Origin of the sequence: Serratia sp. CY47444 (assembly GCF_052168635.1) — a bacterium.
Taxonomy (GTDB): Bacteria; Pseudomonadota; Gammaproteobacteria; order Enterobacterales; family Enterobacteriaceae; genus Serratia; species Serratia bockelmannii.
In genome coordinates this window covers 1-20,370 of record NZ_JBJNMH010000024.1, presented here as the reverse complement: position 1 = coordinate 20,370, position 20,370 = coordinate 1, and the positions used below count along the sequence as shown (strand labels likewise).

Annotated in this window: 8 protein-coding genes and 2 pseudogenes; 8 read left to right on the top strand and 2 right to left on the bottom strand. The window is 55.5% G+C overall.

Annotation, left to right across the window (positions count from 1 at the left end; translation table 11 throughout):
• The first annotated feature begins 7 nt into the window (after nt 1-7).
• The 8 genes and pseudogenes from ACJ8IL_RS22675 to ACJ8IL_RS22640 all read left to right on the top strand — a co-directional run bounded on the left by ACJ8IL_RS22675 (nt 8) and on the right by ACJ8IL_RS22640 (nt 19,145).
• Nucleotides 8-6,478 (top strand): amino acid adenylation domain-containing protein, encoded by a 6,471-nt coding sequence (locus tag ACJ8IL_RS22675; protein ID WP_442516860.1) that lies wholly within the window; start codon nt 8-10, stop codon nt 6,476-6,478.
• A complete protein-coding gene (gene clbL, locus ACJ8IL_RS22670) occupies nt 6,471-7,934 on the top strand; it encodes a colibactin biosynthesis amidase ClbL (RefSeq protein ID WP_206358429.1) in 1,464 nt (487 codons plus the stop codon). The genes ACJ8IL_RS22675 and clbL overlap by 8 nt, the downstream gene beginning before the upstream one ends.
• A 76-nt stretch (nt 7,935-8,010) precedes the next feature.
• Nucleotides 8,011-9,450 (top strand): MATE family efflux transporter, encoded by a 1,440-nt coding sequence (locus tag ACJ8IL_RS22665; protein WP_206358428.1) that lies wholly within the window; start codon nt 8,011-8,013, stop codon nt 9,448-9,450.
• The gene (locus ACJ8IL_RS22660; protein ID WP_442516854.1) at nt 9,447-13,835 is read left to right on the top strand and encodes a non-ribosomal peptide synthetase; all 4,389 of its coding nucleotides are present in this window, start codon (nt 9,447-9,449) and stop codon (nt 13,833-13,835) included. The genes ACJ8IL_RS22665 and ACJ8IL_RS22660 overlap by 4 nt, the downstream gene beginning before the upstream one ends.
• Before the next feature lie 30 nt (nt 13,836-13,865).
• Entirely contained in the window at nt 13,866-16,325 is a 2,460-nt protein-coding gene (locus ACJ8IL_RS22655; RefSeq protein ID WP_442516853.1) for a beta-ketoacyl synthase N-terminal-like domain-containing protein, read from the top strand.
• Entirely contained in the window at nt 16,261-17,844 is a 1,584-nt protein-coding gene (locus ACJ8IL_RS22650; protein ID WP_277396213.1) for a serine hydrolase domain-containing protein, read from the top strand. The genes ACJ8IL_RS22655 and ACJ8IL_RS22650 overlap by 65 nt, the downstream gene beginning before the upstream one ends.
• The gene (gene clbQ, locus ACJ8IL_RS22645; protein ID WP_206358424.1) at nt 17,837-18,553 is read left to right on the top strand and encodes a colibactin biosynthesis thioesterase ClbQ; all 717 of its coding nucleotides are present in this window, start codon (nt 17,837-17,839) and stop codon (nt 18,551-18,553) included. The genes ACJ8IL_RS22650 and clbQ overlap by 8 nt, the downstream gene beginning before the upstream one ends.
• A 64-nt stretch (nt 18,554-18,617) precedes the next feature.
• Nucleotides 18,618-19,145 (top strand): annotated as a pseudogene (locus tag ACJ8IL_RS22640) (ClbS/DfsB family four-helix bundle protein).
• An 86-nt stretch (nt 19,146-19,231) separates the two neighbouring features.
• Here ACJ8IL_RS22640 and ACJ8IL_RS22635 read toward each other — a convergent pair.
• Together ACJ8IL_RS22635 and ACJ8IL_RS22630 are read right to left on the bottom strand one after the other, a co-directional pair.
• The gene (locus ACJ8IL_RS22635) at nt 19,232-20,116 is read right to left on the bottom strand and encodes an SPL family radical SAM protein (protein WP_442516852.1); all 885 of its coding nucleotides are present in this window, start codon (nt 20,114-20,116) and stop codon (nt 19,232-19,234) included.
• A gap of 21 nt (nt 20,117-20,137) precedes the next feature.
• Nucleotides 20,138-20,370: pseudogene (locus tag ACJ8IL_RS22630) on the bottom strand (hypothetical protein); the annotation flags it as partial.

Below are 20,370 nucleotides of genomic sequence, written 5' to 3'. Positions count from 1 at the left end.
AAAACTGATGGCTTACAGCGAGAGTGATATTGCGATCATTGGTATGAACTGCCGCTATCCCGGCGTGCACAGTATCGAGGCGTTCGAAACGGTGCTGCGCACCGGGCGTAACATCCTGGCGCCGGTAGTGACCCCGCGCGAAGGGTACAACCAGATTGCGCTCAACAATGTTTATGAGCGCATGGCGGACTTTGACGCCGCATTTTTTGGCTACAGCCGTGCGGAAGCGGAAATCATGGATCCGCAACAGCGTGTCTTTCTGGAATGCGCATGGGAGATGTTTGAGCAAAGCGGCTACAACCCGCAGTTGCATGATGAACGTATCGGTCTCTATGCGGGCGTCAGCACCAGCTTCTATTTATTGACTCACCTGATGAGCAATCCTGACAAGTTGTCGCAGCTTGGCGGGCTACAGATCATGGTGGGCAACGATAAAGATCATCTGACGTCCCAACTGGCCTATCGCCTGAATACCATGGGGCCGTGCGTTACGGTACAGGCCAGTTGTGCCACTTCGCTGGTTGCGGTGCATCTGGCGTGTGAAAGTTTGCTGAGTGGGCAATGTGATATGGCGCTGGCGGGGGGCGTGACCTTTCGCATGGACGATCAAAGTGGTTATGACTCGCGCGGTGATGGGCTGCAATCGGAGGATGGCCTGATCCATACCTTTGATGCCAGCGCCACCGGCACGGTGTACAGCAGCGGTCTGGGCATGGTGCTGCTAAAACGCGCAGCCGATGCGCAGGCGCAAGGCGATACGATCCATGCCGTGATCAAGGGCAGCGCCATCAATAACGACGGCGCTGCGCGCAACGGCTATACCGTGCCGGGCGTTGATGGTCAGGTGGAGGTGATGATTGAAGCGCAGAGTCTGGCGGGAGTAACGCCAGACGCGATCCACTATCTCGAACTGCACGGCAGCGGAACGCCACTCGGGGATGCCATTGAGTTTGCAGCCATTAAGCGCGCCTTCGCGCCAGCAGCGGACAGTGTGCATCGCTGGACGCTGGGTGCGGTGAAACCGAACATCGGGCATGTGGAGATGGCGTCGGGGGTGACAGGGCTAATCAAAACCGTACTGAGCTTGAAGAATAAGGTGTTCTACCCCACGCTGAATTTCCAACGCGCCAATCCACAATTGGGGCTGGAAAATAGCCCGTTTGACGTGAAGTCGCGTCTCGAGCCCTGGCCGGACAACGGGACAACGCGTACGGCAGGCGTGAGCGCGTTTGGGCTCGGGGGAACCAATGCGCATCTCATCGTGCAGGAGGCGCTGCCGCAGAACGCGCAAAATGTGCCGAAGGCCAGCGGCCCCTGCTTATTCGTGCTCTCGGCAAAAACGGCCGACGGCCTGAGTCAGATGCAGAACGCCCTGTTGGCTGAACTGGCGGCGCGTCCTGAGAGCCGTTTGCAGGACATCGCCTACACTCTGCGTCACGGACGGATGTCATTCCCGCTGCGCAAACGGGTCATCGCAGAGGACAGAGCGCAGCTCGCGCAACAGCTGGTGAGCACGCCTGCGAGCACGGCGGCATCGCACACGGAGATCGACTGGATGCTGGCGCACCGCTTCTGTATTGATGGCGCTACGCTGTTCTCGTGGTTGGTATGTGCACCTGAATTATCTGAGGCGGTCGGGCAACTGATGGACAATCGCCCGCTGGATCTCGCTGTTCTGTGCGATCTCAATCCCGCTCAGCGTACCTTCATCAGCCAATATGTCCTGGTTTCGCTGGCCGATGCGTGGCAGACCACGCGGCGGGCGCTGTGCAGTGAAGGCGATGGAAGCTATGCGGCGGCGGTGCTCGCCGGGCGCTGTTCGCTGACGCAGGCGTGGCGACAATTGAATGCGGGAGAGCCGCTTGACGCCGGGTTTGCTGCGCAGCCCTATCCGTCTGGTGCGCCGCTTCTGACGCTGGGCGACATGCAGGGCGAGGGCAACCGCGCGGCGCTCCAGGTGCTGGGACAGCTATGGTTGGCCGGTGCCCGCGTAGACTGGCGTCTGGTTGATGCCGCTGAACAGGCGGTAGACAGCCGACGCATCGCCTTCCCCGGAACCTGCTTTGCACACCAACGTTTTTGGGTGGAGGTCGGCCAGTCGGTTGCCAATGCGGTTTTGGCTCCGAGCGTATCGCCCAGCGCCACGCTGGAAGAGGTCAATACCACGCTGACGCAGATCTGGGCGCGTACCCTTGGCTGCCCGATTGACGATATCCATACCAGTTTCTTTGAGCTGGGTGGGCACTCGCTATTAGCCTCGACCATTTTATATGACATTCAGCAGCGCTATCAGGTGACCTGTCCGCTCAGTGCTTTTTTTGCCGATCCCACCATTGATGGATTGAGCCGCTATCTGGTCGAGCAGTGGCAAACGCGTGGTGATGAGCCAGCCTTGCCCGAGGCGGTGTTTGCCCCCGAACAGCAGCATCTTCCTTTTTCCTTGACGGACGTGCAGCAGGCTTACTGGGTGGGTCGGCGCAAGTCTATGGGGCTGGGTAATATCTCAACCCATATCTATGTGGAATACGAACTGCATGGATTGGATGAGATGCGATTCAACCGTGCGCTGAACGCGGTGATTGCACGGCACGGCATGCTTAGAGCCATCGTCACTGAGGACGGCTTACAGCAAATACTGCCTGACGTACCGGCGTACTGCGTTGCCTTTCACACGACGCAGAACCAGAGCGAATTCCAGCAGGTGTGTCGCGGCCTGCGTGAAACGCTGTCGCATCAGATGATCGATTGCAGCCGCTGGCCGCTGTTTCAGATTGAAGGCGTGGTAGATACGCAGCACAAAACCCGTCTGCATGTGTCGATCGATCTGCTGGTGGCCGATGCGTGGAGTCTGGAGCTGTTTATGCGCGAGCTGGCGTATCTCTATCACCATCCACACCAGCCGCTACCCGCGTTGGCATACAGCTTCCGTGATTATGTGCAAACCCTGAAATCCTATGAGAAAACGCCGCAATTTGAACGTGCCCGCGACTACTGGCGCGAGCGTGTGGCCAGCATGCCGTCGGGGCCGCGTCTGCCGCTGCGCGCCGATCCGTCGACGCTGGAGAATCCCGCCTTTGTTCGCCGTACCCATTGTCTGCCGCGGGCATCCTGGCTGCGATTGAAAACGCAGGCGAGCCAAATGGGGATCACGCCGACCACGTTACTACTCAGTTGTTTTGCTCAGGTGCTAGCGCGTTTTAGCGCCTCTGGACATTTCACTCTTAATTTGACGCTGTTCAATCGTTTACCGCTGCATGACGACATCAATCGTCTGATTGGCGACTTTACGGCGCTAACGCTGCTGGAAGTCGATCTCTCGGAGGGCGAGACGTTGCGGGAAAGAGCCAAGACTATTCACACCCGGCTGTGGCGCGATCTGGATAACCGGCTGTTTGGGGGGATTCAGGTTTCTCGTTTATTGGTGCAGACGCATCGCGATCCGGCGAAATCGGTGATTCCGATCGTCTTTACTAGCCTGCTCAATCAGGAAGATGCCCGCTGGGAAGAGGACGATACGCTGTTCAGTCAGCCACAGGATGATCAATACAGCGTCTCTCAGACGCCGCAAGTCTGGCTCGACCATCAGGTGATGGAGCGCCACGGAGAGTTGCATTTTAACTGGGACGTCGTAGAGGCACTGTTCGACCCCGCGCTGATAGATCAGATGTTCCAGTGCTATTGCCACCTGCTGCAAGGGCTGGCTCAGCGGCCGCAGCGTTGGGACGTGGCGCAGGATATTCTCGATCTTCCCGCCGTCAGTGCGCCAGTGGAGCGTGCGCCCGCGCCGACGGCATTACTGCACCACGGGCTGTTGCGTCAGGCGGCACTGACGCCGCAGGCAACCGCGCTGATAACCTCGGCTCGCCACCTCACCTACTACCAACTGTCGGCGGCGGCGGATGAGGTCGCCCGTTCACTGCACGCGCTGGGCGTGCGGCGCGGTGAACGCGTGGCGGTGATGATGAACAAAGGCTGGGAGCAGATTGCCGCCGTACACGGCATCCTGCGGCTGGGCGGCGTCTATCTGCCTGTCGATCCGGCACTGCCGGTTCAGCGTCAGGCGCTGCTGCTGGCCGAGGGCGCGGTGCGGGCGTGCGTCACGCAGTCGCCTCTGCCCGCCACAGAAAACGCGCTGCCCACGGTGGTGGTCACGCCGCAGATGCTGGACGCGTGCGCCGCGCCGCTGGCGGTGCAGGAGGGCACGGCAACGGATCTCGCCTATATCATTTTCACCTCGGGCTCTACCGGCACCCCGAAAGGGGTGATGATCGACCACTGCGCCGCCATGAACACACTGGAGGATATCAACGCCCGCTTTGGCCTCAGCGCGCAGGATCGGCTGTTCGGGCTGTCGTCACTGAGCTTCGATCTGTCGGTGTACGACGCCTTCGCGCCGTTTATGGTCGGGGCGGCGCTGGTGTTGCCCGACGCGGGGGGCGAGAAAGATCCGCGCCACTGGCAGGAGATGATGGACATCGGCGGCGTGAGCGTGTGGAACGCGGTTCCGGCGCTGATGCAGATGCTGTGTGAATACCACGGCGGAGGGCGCGGCCGTTGCCCGACGCTGCGTCTGGCGCTGCTGAGTGGCGACTGGATCCCGCTGACGCTGCCGGCACAGATGCGGGCGCGGCTCAATGAGGACATGGTCATCATCAGTCTGGGTGGGGCGACGGAGTGCGCGATCTGGTCGGTGTTCTACCGGATAGGCGAGGTCGCACCGGAGTGGAAGAGCATTCCCTACGGCCGAGGGCTGCGCAATCAGCCGATGTATGTGCTGAATGAACGGCTGGAAGAGTGCCCGGTGGGGGTGGAAGGAGAAATCTGCATTGGGGGAATGGGGCTGGCGCAGGGCTACCTGAACGATGCAGAAAAAACGGCGGCAGGCTTTGTCTGGCGCGAGGCGAGCGGTGAACGGGTGTACCGCACCGGGGATCTGGGGCGCTATTTCGCCGACGGGCAGATTGCCTTTCTGGGTCGCAAAGATACCCAGGTGAAAGTGAATGGCTTTCGCGTCGAACTGGGCGAAATTGAGCGCTGTATAGAGAATCATCAGGACGTCGAACAGTCGGTAGTCGTGGCGGTGGGGGATCGCGAACATCGACGGCTGGTGGCGTTTGCCAAACTGCACGATCGCCACCAGGCGCAGGCGTTGCATGCCAGAGAGGCTGAGGCGCAAGCAGTGGCGCAGGGCATTATTGTCAATCCGGCGGAGCGCCTGGCGTTCAAATTGAAAGAACTTCCTATCCGCGCCTCCAGCGGTTCAGGCATTGCGTTGACGCCCTCGGCGCAGACGGAGCGCTATATCCGGCGGCGAAGCTATCGCAATTTTAGCCAGCAAAAAATCCCTCTGGCACAGGTGGGACAACTGCTGGCCGGATTGGCGCAGATGCGCATTCCTGGGCTGCCCTTTGCCAAGTATGCCTATGCGTCTGCCGGGGGGTTATATCCGGTACAGACCTATGTTTATCTCCATCCGGATAAAATCGAAGAGGGGATCTCGGGCATTTACTATTTCAACCCGCGTGAATGCTGCCTGATGCCGGTGGCACCTGACGCGGTGCTGAACAACGATTTCCATGCGGGTCCTAATCAGTCGATTGCCGACCGCGCGGCGTTCACACTGTTTATGGTTGCCGATATGGCGGCGATCGCGCCGCTCTATGGTGAAGAGGCTGGCTGGCTATTTTCCGTGATGGAAGCCGGTACCTTATGCCATCTGCTGGAAGAGGACGCCCCACACCACGGAGTCGGGTTATGTCAACTGGGCATGGCCAACTTTGCGGCGGTTGCCGAACACTTTCAGCTATCAGCGGATCATCGCTATATCCATTGTACCGTTGGTGGTGCGGTGGGAGACGACGCCTATACGGCCGCCGCCCTGCTGACGGATTTCTCCACCTACGACAAACCGAGCGATGCGGCGGCATCAGCGCCTGTTGATACGCAGGCCTACAAGGACGCCATGATGCGCGCTCTCCGGCAGCAGTTGCCGGACTATATGCTGCCGACCAATCTGGTGCTGGCGACGGATTTTCCGCTCACGGCTAACGGCAAGCTGGATCGGAAAAAACTGCAACAACACGCTGAATTGATCGCCTGTCGCATCACGCCCGTCGCACCGACTCAGGCGATAACCCAACTGCAACAGCGGTTATTAACGCTATGGCAAGAGGTACTGGGTATCAGACAGTTGTCGGTGGAAGATGACTTCTTCTCCATGGGCGGCAGCTCTATCGAACTGGTGCGTATTCAGCAAGCGCTAGAGCAGATGACGGGGCAGGAGATCCCGATTGTCGATCTGTTCCGATTACCAAACATCATGGACGTTGCCCACTATATTGATGCGCGGCTCAATGACCGGTCAGACCCGGCGGCGATCGCGGAGGAGGGCTCGGAGACCCGGCATGCCAGTGCGGCGCGGGAGAATCGCGCCCTGCGGCGTAAGCGCGTACAGCCGGGGGAGAAGGCAGATGACTGAGTCGACTTATCGCACGGCATCAACGCTGCTGGCGCAACTGGACTCTGGAGAAACCACCTCCGTTGAGCTGGTTAATCACTATTTTGCGCGGATGGCGCAGTTTAATGGGCAGTTGAATGCCGTGGTGCAGCAGCATCAGGCGTTGGCGTTACAGGCCGCAGCGCAGGCCGATCGCGCCCGACAGGAGGGGCGGCGAATGGGGCTACTGCATGGGCTTCCCTGCACGATTAAAGAATCCTTTGATGTGCAGGGCTGGTTAACCACGTCCGGGGCGGAACATCTGAAAGATAACCGAGCCAGCCAGGACGCGCCCGCCATTGCGCGCTTGCGCGCCGCTGGGGCGATTCTGATGGGTAAAACCAACGTGCCGAAGATGACCGCTGACTGGCAGACCTATAACGAACTGTACGGCACCACCAATAATCCCTGGGACCGACGGCTGTCTCCCGGTGGCTCCTCCGGCGGGGCCGCCGTGGCGCTGGCGGCGGACTTCACTCCGGTGGAGTTTGGTAGCGATCTCTTTGGATCAATGCGCATTCCTGCGCACTACACCGGCGTATACGCCCATCGCGGTAGTCTGGGGCTGATGTCGGTGCGGGGGCATATTCCCGGTGGGGGGCCGCAGGCCACCAGTGAGCCGGATCTGTCAACGGCGGGGCCGATGGCGCGCAGTGCCGCGGATCTGCGTCTGATGATGCGGGCGTTGAGCGTTTTCTGGCTCGAGCAACCGCGCATTCCCGATTTTAGCCGCTATCAGCCGCGTGATGGCTACCGTATCTGCACCTGGTTTGGTGCGCCACACCATGACGTCGACAGTCTGGTCATGCAGCGCTTTCAAGATTTTGTCGACAAGCTAAAAGCGCAGCCTGGGGTTGAGGTAGATGACGCCATGCCCAGCGATATCGATCCTGAGGCGCTATTGGATATGGCGATTAAACTCAGTGGTCGGCTGGTGGGCACGGCGCTCAATGGTCGGCAGCGCCTGACCGCCGGGCTGGCGGCGCTGGGGTTCCGACTGGTTGGCAATCTGGCGGATATTCCCGAGGGGATGGCGAGTTATTACCAAGGCATGCTGAACAACGTCGACGAGCAGGCACAAACCGACCGCTTGCGCGGGAAGTATAGCCAGTTGATTAACGCCCTCTTTCAGCGCTATGACCTGCTGCTTACGCCCGTCAGCCCGGTGCTGGCGTTCCCCCACATGCAGCAGTCGGTGCGCAAACGCAAGCTCACTGTCAACGGCATGCCGCAGGATTATAACGAACATATGTTCTGGAACATGTTGGCGACGGTATTTGGTTTACCCGCCACCATCTACCCCCTCGCGACAGCCGCAGGCGAACTGCCGTGCGGCATACAAATTATTTCCGCCCATTTTCATGATGACGTCACGATTAATTTTGCGGAATTTTGCGAGGGCATTAGCGGCGGTTTCACTAAACCGGAAGGCTATTAAATACACGGCGAGCGAATGAGCTGGTCGATGTTATTTGTTCTGACCCGGCGGCGAATGTAATGGATAAGGATAGCGTATGTCTTTAAATAAGGTTCAGTCCGGCGAAAAGACCCCGAATGAAAATACCTTTGACGTAGCAGGTATGTTTGACGGCTCCTTGCACCGGTTAATTTTCAGGATGGCGTTACCGATGTTTATCGGTATGTTGACCCAGGTCGTGTATGCCATCTCGGATATTTTCTGGCTTAGTCATATCGATATTGCCAACAGCGGCATTATTGCGGGGGTAGGGCTGATATTTCCGGTCGGCATGGGGCTGTTCGCCATCGCTAACGGTATTCAGATCGGGATGGGGTCATTACTGTCACGCACCATCGGCAGGCAGCGTCTGGATCTGGCGCAACAAATATTGTCGGTCGGTTTGACGATTGCGCTGTTCTTTGCAGTCGTTATCAGCGTCCTTGGTTATCTGTTCGCCCAGCCGGTGTTGCGTACTCTGGGGGCAACGGATGACATTATCGGTTATGCGGCGGATTTTTATTATTACTCGTTACCGACAGTATTTAGCATTATGTTGATCGGCGCCATGATGGGGTTATTTCAGGGGGCGGGGAAAATCATGATAATCATGAAATCCTCATTACTCGGCGCGGTGGTCAACATTGTGCTCGATCCTATTATGATATTTGTTTTCGATCTCGGCGTAAAAGGCGTCGCGCTGGCTTCGTTCTTCGCCCAACTCACCGTGGTTGCCTATTTCATCTTCTCTCTGGTTATGCTTCGGCTGGGGTTGAGTTTCAGGCTTTCTGTGCGGCATTTATCCTGGCGAATCTACCGTCAAATTCTTGCCGTTGGATTGGCTCAGATGCTGATGCAAATAATTATCTCGGTCGGCATCGTTATTTATAATTTTTTCATTGTAAGACTGGATGTGGACGCCATGGCCGCATTTACGCTGACCGGGCGGATTGATTACTTCATCATGACCCCGATGTTGGCGATCGCCGCCGCGCTGCTGACGATTGTGGGGCAGAACTGGGGGCGGGGAAACGTAGAGAGAACGCTGCAAGCCTATCGGATCGCTGTGGGGCTGGCATTCTCGATCGTTCTGGTGTTGGCGGTTGCGCATATCATTTTGGCTCCCTGGATCTACCCGCTGTTTACCCAGGTTACCGCCGTCAGTGATTACGCGGTGCTGCAAACCCGCATCATGGAGCTGGCGCTGCCCTTTATTGCCATCAGCATGTTGGCCAGCGAGTACTATCAGGCCATTGGCAAGCCGTGGTATTCGGTGCTGTTGACGCTGATGCGCCACGTTTTTATTTCCGTCCCGGTCGTTTATCTGTTGGCCTTTGTGCTGGAGATGAACATTATCGGCGTTTATTTCGGGGCCATGAGCGGCACTTTCGTCTCCGCGCTGCTCGCCTGGCGACTGCTGCGTGATGCTCCGCGCCTGTTGCGCTGGAACCGGGAGAGCGTCAGTGCGCAGCAGCATGACATGGAGGTCGCGCCATGAAAGCCGGTAATCCACTGATGTGGCCACAACAGCAATGCCAGATTATCGATCAGCTCTATCCTTCTAGCGGTGTGAACACCATCGGTGGCGTGGTCACGATCGACGGTGCCATCGATGTTGCGCGGTTGCAGGCGGCGATTCAGTCCGCTATTTATCACTTTGACGCGTTGCGCATGCGTTTCGTTCAGGGAAACGATGGCGAGGTGCTCAGCCAGGTGTTGCCTTTTCAACCCCATGCTATTCGCCACATGGCGTTTGACACCGCTCATGCCGCGCTGCATCCGCGCCCGATCGAGACGTTCCTGAACGACTGGCTCCGTCAGCCGTTTACATTGCTGGAAAGCGATCTGTTCGAATTTGTGACTTTTAGCTGTGGCGAGCAACAGGGGGGATATTTATTCAAAGCGCATCACGGTATTGCCGATGGGTGGTCCATGGCGCTGCTCTCAGATCAGGTCAAACGCGCCTATGAACATCCTGACGCATCGCAGCAAGCGCCTGCGTACCTCTCGTTTGTGGCGCAGCAAAATGCCTATCAGGCTTCGGCGCGCTTTGCCGCCGATCGTGCCTGGTGGCGCGCGTATATAGAGGAATACCGCGACTGTTTTCCTGAAAAAACACCGATCTCCGCCACCCAAGGCATTAGCTGCTCTGTCTGGCTTGATACGGGAATGATTAACCGTATCTACCGGCTGTGCGATCGCTACCATTGTTCGCTGAATACGCTGTTTATCGCGCTGTTTGCCCTCTATCGCGGCAGAGTATGGGGAGAGGAAAAAGGCGTGGTGTGCGTGCCGCTCTCTAATCGCCACTCGCGTGAGGCGAGGCGCTGCTTTGGCATGTTTACCAACCACATGCCGCTGGCCTATCGGTTGGAGACCGGTGCGACCTTTGGTGAGCTGGTGTCGGTGTTACAAAGCGCGCTGGAGCGCGGTTTTAAGCACAGCAAATATCCCTTGATGTTATTCAATCAGGAGCTGGCGGAATGCGGTAGCGCACATCTGCGAGCCTTTGATTATTGCGTTAACTATTACAATTTTACCTATGAGCGGGAAATCGCCGGTGCCGCACAGCACGTTGAGAGTTACTACAGCGGCGAGCAGTCGTATAAGTTACAGGTAGTATTGCAAACCGTTAATGATCATAAAGAAAGCCTCAGGCTGAGTATCGAAGCCTTGAGTAGCGAATTTGCGCCTCGTCAGTTGACGGCACTGCAAAACGGCTTGCTGGATCTGGTAACGGCGCTGGATGGGCAGCCCCTCGCCAGTTTGCGGGATCTGAGCGTCTATCCTGAAGCGATTGACGGCGGTCGTCCTGAGGTGCCTCGGCCGCTGTTCAATGCGCTTTTTGCCCTTCAGGTTGCCGATCACGGAGAGTGCATTGCTTTGCGCGATAACGACACGCTGTTTACCTATCGGCAGTTGGACCGTGAGGTTGAACAGATCGCCCGCTATCTCTGCCAGCAGGGTGTTCGACAGGGGCAGGTTGTGGGCATCGCGGCTGAACGCAGCGCCCACACGGTGATCGCCATTCTGGCGATCTTACGCGGCGGCGCGGCTTTTCTGCCGCTGAACCCGGCACTGCCAGCGGCGCGCTTGCAAACCCTGTGTCGTAAGGCCGATGTGGTGCATATACTTTGCGACGCGGCGACGCGTGGGCTGGCGCAGACGCTCGGCTGCCCGGTGTCTTCGCTGACACCGGCTGGCGACGAGGTGGATGTTTCTTCTGAACCGTTGCCTACCGTCATGGCGCACCATCTGGCCTATGTGCTTTTTACTTCTGGCTCGACCGGAGAGCCAAAAGGGGTGCAAGTCTCCCAGGGTAATCTGGCGAACTACCTTCATTTTGCCGCCGGGCGTTATTTCACTGCCCAGGATCAAGCCGCGCTTTACTCCTCACTGTCATTTGATTTGACCATTACCACGCTGTTCGCCCCGTTGTGCGTGGGCGCGAGCATCAGCGTCTGCCGACCCGACGACAGTGAAGCGCTGTTGCGCCGCGCTGTGGTTGAACAACACAATACCTTTATCAAACTGACACCAGCCCACCTGAGGTTGCTCTGCGTTGCCGGTATCGGCAGCGAGCGGATCCGCACGATCGTGGTGGGTGGTGAAGATTTTAAATGCGAGCTGGCACGCAAAGCGGCCGTGCTGTTTCCTCATGCCGCGATCTTTAACGAATATGGGCCGACGGAAGCGACGGTAGGCTGCATGGTTTATCGCTACACCGGGCGGGAAAGCCAGCCGTCATTGCCGATCGGCGAAGCGATCGACGGTTGCCGGGTGACCGTATGTGCGCCGTGGGGCTGCCCGGTACCGGAAGGGGAATCGGGTGAGTTGGTGATTTCCGGCGCTTCGGTGACCCAAGGTTATATTGCGGCACCGCAACAAACGGCGGTGGCCTACCTGAAAGACGAGGAGCATGGGGACGTTATCGGCTATCGCAGTGGTGATATCGGCTACATGATGGATCCCCATACGCTGGCCTATGTCGGGCGCTATGACGATCAAATCAAAATAAACGGCTATCGCATTGAGTTGCGTGAAATAGAACGGCTGCTGTTGAGTGCGCCGCAGGTTGCGGCGGCAGCGGTGGCGGTGGCCCATGATGCACAGGGTGATCCCAGTGCGCTGTTGGCCTGTGTTACGCCGGAGTCGGTTGATATCGCGTCTGTTATGCACCATCTGCGTTTGCAGTTACCCGCTTATATGCTGCCGCGGCAGTGTATCGCCCTCGCTCAACTGCCGCTGTCGCAGAATGGCAAAGTGGACACCCAGGCGTTGGCCGCTTATGCCAGACAGCAGGTGTCGCCCGCGCAGAGCGTGCGGGAAAGCGACGACGCGATGCGGTGTGCGATACGCGACAGTGTGGAAAACGCATTGCAACACCGGGCATTTAAGGACGACGATAATCTCTATTTGCTGGGGCTGGATTCGATCAAAAGTATCCAGATCGCCGCCCAACTCAGACGTCAGGGATGGTTCATTCCGGCAGTGCAGGTGATGGAGTGCGGCACGGTGAACGAGATCGGCGCATTTCTCGCTTGCCACAGTGAGGCGAGCGCACCGATGCCGCCGGTAACGGTTACCCGCGTCAATCTGCCCGCTGTGCATTGGTTTCACCGCCTGGCGCTGAAAAATATCGACTTTTACAACCACGTTATCGTATTGAAAATGCTGTCATCCTGCGCGATAGAGGTGCTTCGCGAGAGCTTACAGACGCTGCTGGAACAGCAACCCGCATTACGCTGCGCCCTGAGTGACGATGGACTGTTGACGGTCGGCGATGTTCAGTCGTGCTATCCCCACGGCGTGTTACGGGAATTCTCCGCGACGCAGTGGACGCTGGATACGGTCATCGCCGAGGTAAACACTTCCCTTGACGTGCGTAGTGGACGCCTTTTCGCGGCCGCGTACCTGCGGGGAGCGCAGCAGGATAGCGATAGATTAGTGCTCTGTGCTCACCATCTTGGCGTTGATATTCACTCCTGGTATCTCATTCTCAGTGCGCTGGACGCCTCGATCAGTTCGCCGGTTTCCATCGTGCCTGACGCGCCCAATAGCGGCATTCAGCGCTGGAGTGATTATTTGGCGCAGAAGTCGATAGATGCCGCCACTTATGAGTACTGGCGCGAATTGAGCCAAACACCGCCGCCGCAGTTTCCACCGGTGGGCGATCCCGCAGCGAGACTGCCTTGTACACACCTCTGGAACGCGGAATTTCGCCATCCTTGCGTCGGCAGGCTGCTGCTGGATCCAGGGAAGGAGGCTTCCCGCGAGGCGGAAACGCGGCTGCTAACCGCGCTTGCGCCGGTGCTGCGCCACTACAGTTGTGACGCGCATTGTCGCATTGACATGGAAGGGGTAGGGCGTGGCTGTTGGACAGATGAGCCGGACGTGGCGGATGTGGTGGGATGGTTCACCGCTTTCTACCCCTGTGTGATACCGCTGGGCGGCGATTTTGACACCTTGCTGCCCGAGATCCGCGCCGGGCTCGCGCTGCGGCCTCACGGCGGCGGCAGCTTCGGCGTGCTCCAGATGCACAACCGACTGGAGAGGGGTTCTTCGTCAGGGCTGCGCCTGAACTACATCGGCGCGGACGCCCATCCTCCCTTACAGCATTTCCAGATAGATCAGCGGCGCAGCGATATCTATTCCGCGCCTGAGAACCCGCTCGGCTGCGTGCTGGAGCTGAATATCTCGCTCACCGCGGTGGACAGCCTCTCCTTTCGCTGTCGTTTCGATCCGGCGCGGATCACGCTCAATGAAGTGCAGCGTCTGCTGGCGCGCTACAACAACAGCCTGGTGGCGCTGGATGCCTGGTTGCGCAAGCATACCGCCAGCGGCACAAAACAAACTGACGCCCCGGTGCTCTGGAGCCTATGAGCATGACGATCGCGACAAAGGAGGACGAAAATGGCAAAAGGTGAATTTACGTGTGGTGCGTTGGATATTGCCATCATTGGCATGAGCGGCCGTTTTGCCGGTGCGGGATCCGTGCCTGAATGGTGGTCGGCACTCCTGGCAGGGGAAGAATTGACCCAGCCGCAGTACAGCGTCGATGAGGCGGGCAATCCGTGGTTTACCCTGCGCAATATGATCGCTTCACCCTACGACTTTGATGCGGCGTTCTTCAATATTCCGCCCGGTGAAGCCTTGCTGATGGATCCACAACACCGGGTGTTTCTGGAGTGTTGCTATAACGCACTGGAGCATGCGGGTTATATCCCGACTCAGCTTAAACGGGTGGGCGTGTATGGCGCGACCTATGCCAATAACTACTTTATGGATCGCGTTTACCCCTATCTGAAAAAAAGTGGCGATCGGCGTTATCTGCAAGCGCAAATTGGCAATGAAAAGGACTACCTGTGCGCGTTGGTGGCTTACAAACTGGGCTTTAACGGCCCGGCGGTCAGCGTGCAATCAGCCTGTTCGAGTTCGCTGGTGGCGGCACATTTGGCCTGTGAGGGACTGCTCGCTTTTCAGGCGGATGTGGCGCTGGCGGGCGGGGTGACGCTGGGCTTTTTACAGGCGCACGGTTATAGCCCGGTGGGCGACAGTCTGGTGTCGCAGAATGGTCACTGCGCCCCCTTTAGCGCCGAGGCCTCTGGCACCGTTTACAGCAGTGGCGCAGGGGTTGTGGTGCTGAAACGTCTGGAGGATGCGCTGCGCGACAGGGATACCGTCTATGCGGTGATCAAAGGTGGCGCGGTGAACAATGACGGCGCTCGCCGCCTGGGGTTTGTTGCGCCCAGCGTTGAGGGACAGGTTGAGGTGATCAACATGGCGCTGAACGCGGCGGAGGTTGCGCCCGCGGATATTGCGCTGATCGAAACGCACGGTACTGGCACACCGCTTGGTGATGAGATTGAAATGGAGGCGCTACAGCAAGTGTTTGCACCGGGGCGCGCCCCGCATAGCATTCAGCTTGGCGCGATAAAAGCGAACGTGGGGCATCTCGGTGTAACATCCGGTATCGTGAGCCTGATGAAAACCGCGCTGGCGCTGCATTCTGGGACGCTTCCCCCGCAAATCAATCTGACCAGCAAGCATAAAAAACTGTTGCAGCCCACCACGCCGTTTTATATCAGCGATCTGGTTACCCGTTTGCCGCAAGAGGAGAAACATACCGCAGCGGTCAGTTCGTTCGGCCTCGGTGGCACCAACGCACAGTTGATCCTGCAAAACTGGCCTACAGCGCCAGCGGCACGTGAGGCAGTCAATGGGCGCTATCTGTTCCCTTTCAGCGCCAAAACTGCCCCTGCGCTCAGGCGTCAGCTTGAGGTTTACTGCCAGGCGCTGGCGGGGTATGAGGACGCCGATATCGCCCGTGTCGCTTATACGCTTTCTGTGCGCCGAACGCATTTTCCCTACCGCTGCGCTTTTACCGCACAAGATATGACCGCGCTTTGCACCCGCCTCGCGGCGCGGCTCAATGAGAGCGCACCGTTTACCGCCGTCAGCACAGAAAACGCCGTCGTTTTCCTCTACGCCGGACAGGATGACGCTCTGGATGCCGCAATGGGGCATCTGCTGGCGCACCAGCCCGCGCTGCAACAGCTTCATACCCGGTTGTCCACGGCCATTGCGCAACGGTTGGCGGAAACGGCGTGGATACCGCGGTTACGCCAGTTTATTCATCAGGTGAGTCTAAGCGAATGGCTCATCAGTCAGGGGATTGAGCCAACCAACACGGTAGGCCGTGGGGGCGCAGAGGTGGCAGCGCAGTATGTCGCGCACGCCGTGTCGCTTGATGAGGCAATTCAGCGGGTGATGACCTTTGATGACGCGCATGGCCTTGCGCTGACGGATGATGTGTCGCTACGTGAAACTTTGGCTGAGATGGCGCTGGCGCAGGGAACGCTCATGTTGGAAATCGGTTGCGCCAGCGAGTTTGCTGCTCTGTATAACCAGCACGCGGATTGGGTTGGCCGAGAGGTGTTCTTTCCCGTGCTGAATACGCCTGCGCCTGAGGATATTCTGCCGCTGCTGGCGGCACTCTGGCAGCGGGGGGCGATCAGCCGATTACCGGAATATGCTAGCGCCTGCGCCATCGGGCTGCCCGGTTATCAGTTTGATCGCATGAAGTATGAAATTCAGGCATCGGACGATGAGGGCAGCGGTGCCATGCCTGTGAGTTATGTCTCGGTCAATGATTTCGTCGAAAAAACCTGGCGCTCGCTGCTATGTATTGATCGCTATGACGAGGCGGCGATTATTTTCGAATACGGTGCGACCTCCATGCATATTATTTCATTCGTAAATAGCTGCAACCACATTTATAAAACAGGATTATCTGTAGCAGATATTTATGCCAGACCCAGCATCAGTGAACACACCGCTTATATCTCCGAATGTGTCGATGCGGTTTTATGATCTGTTCTCAGGAAAGCAAAAAATGGGACGAATTAGCCACCACGTTATTTATCTTCTGGTCTCTTGCGCGATACTGTTTTGTACCTCTGGCGCAATGGCAAGTGTTAACAGCCCGTACAGTGCGCAGGATGAGGGGCTGGCGACGCTCATTAAACGCCGGATGCAAGAGGCGAAAGCGCCTGCGCTTGCCGTCAGCGTTAACGTTGCAGGGCAGCGCCAACGTTTTATCTATGGGCTTTCTGATGTCGACAGTAAGACCGAAAACTCGGTGAATACTGTCTATGAACTTGGCTCAATGAGTAAGGCCTTTACCGGGCTGGCAATTCAATCGCTTATTCAGGCAGGCAAACTATCGCTCAATGATGATATCGCGACCTATCTGCCCGAGTTGAGGCTACGGTATCAGGGGCAGCCCGTTAAACTTGATATTGCCGATTTCCTCTACCATACCTCGGGCTTACCTTTTGCAACGCTGGCTCGGTTGGAAACGCCGATGCCAGCTATGTCAGTCGCGGAGCAACTGCAGGATGAAGAGCTGTTGTTTGCGCCTAAATCCCAATTTTACTACGCGTCGGCCAACTATGATGTATTAGGTGCGGTAATTGAAAAGATCACCGGGAAAACGTATGCCGACGCAATAGCTACGCTGATCACCGCGCCGCTGGGGATGTCTTCAACCGTTGCTGTTGTTGGCAATGAAGATATTCCTGCCAAGGCGAGCGGGTACAAGCTCAGTTTTGGCGAGCCGGTTGTACAGCATGCGGCCATCGCCCGTAACCATGTCCCCGCGGCCTATATTCATAGCACTCTGCAAGATATGGAAATATGGATTGATGCCTTACTGAACGTCAAAGCCGTCTCATCTCCGCTGCGCCAGGCAATGGATAACGGTTGGCATGGCAATAACGATGTGCCGTTAGCGTCAGATAACCGCATTTTATATGGCAGCGGTTGGTTCATTGATCAAAATCAGGGACCTTACATAAGCCACGGCGGGCAGAATCCCTCTTTCTCATCCTGCATTGCGTTACAACCGGAACAGCAAATTGGTATTGTTGCGCTGGCCAATATCAATTCAAACGTGATATTGCAACTTTGCGCGGATATAGATAATTATCTGCGCATTAAGACGTATGCTGACAGCGCGGGCGATGCAATAGCCTCCGCTGACGCCCTCTTCACCAACGCGGCCATTCTCCTATTTTTTCTTGTGGTGCTGATAAGTGCACGTCTGATATATCACCTCTTTCGGTATCGCGCGCAGAGACGTGGGCGAAAAAATCGCTTTCGCCATCGCGACTACGTAATTTCTCTGGCCGTGCCGCTGGCGCTGGCGGCGCTTATCTTTGTTGCGCCTGGCGTATTCTCTCCTGGCCTTGATTGGCGTTTCATCTTGCTGTGGGGGCCGTCCAGCGTACTGGTTATACCGCTAGCGATAATCCTCTTGGGTTTTCTGTTAACGCTAAATCATCGAATTAAACGGATTATATTCAGCAGTGAGGATCGCGGTAATGAATAATATCAGCTTGTATTGTTTGCCTTATTCTGGCGGTTCGGCAGCGATGTACTATAAATGGCGCAGTGAACTGTCGGGCAATATTACGTTAATGCCGTTAGAACCGGCCGGGCGCGGAACAAGAATACGCCAGCCGTTGTGTCAAACGATGGCGGAAGCGGTCGACGATCTCTATCAGCAGTTTGTGAAAAGCTATCGTGGCGGGGATTATGCCATTTTTGGTCATAGCCTCGGTGGATTAATGGCCTTCGAACTGGTGCATTATATTCTTGAGCAGGGCCACGACATGCCACAGGCACTCTTTTTTTCTGGCTGCCGACCGCCGGACAGGGTGTGCCATGATGAAATACTGCACACTCGGCCTGATAACGATTTCATGGCAGAGATCGTCAAATTGGGCGGCACGCCCGTTGACGTTTTTCGTAATAAAGAGCTGATGGCACTTTTTACCCCAATAATAAAAAATGATTATCGTCTGTATGAACAGTATGTCTTTCACAGCAAACCGCGAGCGTTATCCTGCCCGATCGTATTGTTTCATGGTGACGCTGACAGCCTGATTGTGCAGGATGAACTGCCCGAGTGGGAAAAATTCACCGATCGTGAAACCCGAACGGTTATATTTCCTGGGGCTGACCATTTTTTTGTCGAGAAACATTTTAAACAGGTCGTAAGTTTTGTGAACCAGACGCTTGAGAGTAAGGCGTCCTGAGGGATAGATAGCGTTATATAAATCTGTTATGTCAAAATAGAGACCAAAGACTAAGGAGATCATAATGGCGGTTCCCGAATCAAAAGATGAATTAATTAAGGCAATCAATAGTAATTATGCGTTATTGGCTAAAAAATTAGCCAATATTCCTGAGCAAAAGGCCTTTGAGCCAGTGATGGAGGGGCATGCGAAAGACAGTGTGATGAGTGTGGCGCAACTGGTGTCCTATTTAATTGGTTGGGGAGACTTGGTGTTGTCATGGCATAGGCAGGAGTCGAAAGGTCAGGAGATCGCGTTTCCTGAAGCAGGGTATAAATGGAACGAATTGGGCCGATTGGCACGAAAATTTTATTGCGACTATGAGAATATCAAAGATTATAAGGAGTTGCTGGATCTCCTGGAGAAAAACAAGAGTGCAATAATAACCCTGATTGAGGGATTTAGTAATGAAGAGCTGTATGGCACAAGTTGGTATGGGAAATGGACTCGAGGATGAATGATTCAATTTAATACGGCGTCACCCTATAAAAATGCCGTAGGAAGACTGAATAAATTAGTAAAACAGAAGGGGAAAGCATTCACTGAAGTGTGAGAGATCGGTTTTATCAAGAACGTTAAATAAGGTTAAAGGCAATCATGTTGGCTTAGAGCCTATCTCAATAGGCTCTAAGGGGGAGATCAAAAGAGGTCGAGTTGACCAGCATCATATTTACTTTGGTAACTCGCAATAATATCGCCAATTTTGTACTTGATACTGAGTTTTTCACACTCGGTAATGAATAGGTCTTGTAGTATTTCGTGATTGCGCGGGTAGCATAAGTAGTTATTTTTGTATGTATTTTGATAGGTGTTTTTCAGTCCAGGGAATATTTTTTCCAACCACTGATAAAAATAATGTCTTTGGCTATCCCGCAGCGATAAAGCAAACCAAGGGTAGATAAATTTACCTCCAGAGGCGTAGGTTTTTTGAATGATACTCATAATGTTATCCTTATCACTGGTGATAAAAGGAATAACGGGCATCATTATTGTGCCAGTATAAATGCCCTGTTCAGACAGGACTTTCATCGCCTCGAATCTTTGCGATGCGCCAGGGGCATTACGCTCTATTTTTTTGCATAACGGGTCATCGGTTGTGGTTATCGAAAATCCGACGAGTAGGGATGCGTGCTGATTGACTTTTTTAAGGATATTTATATCGCGTAGGATCATATTACTTTTTGTCGATAATACCGCGCCGAACTGATAGCGCTCGATCATTGTTAACGCTTCTTTTGTTATAAGCGTTTGTTTTTCTAAGTGATTATAAGGATCGCTCATCGAACCGAAACCGATGACACCATTTTTTTTCCGTTTTAATTCTCTTTCAAGTAATTGTATACTGTGTTTTTTAGCCTGAACGACGTCAAAATTATCGATGCGATAACAATCACTTCTCGAATCACAATAAATACAGCCTAGATTGCAACCACGGTAGAGATTCATTGTATAGTCTGTACCAAACCATTCACGAGATTTAGTATTGTATAATATATTTTTCACTGTTTGATAACTAATGTCCATTGCATATCGCCAACAGGTGATTTAATTATGAATATATTGGTAATTATTTCCGGTGGGAGATGTTATTGACGTATCGTAATCGAAAAGTGTTATGCTATGATGCTTTTTTGATAGGAATAATGAAATAACCATATCTTCCTTAACCCATTGATAAGCGTTGGTCTCTACATCGTTTGGTTTTATAATAATCGATTGGTTTGAAATATCTACTTCAATGCAGTCTAAACCTAGTGATAATCCAATTCCGCGATATT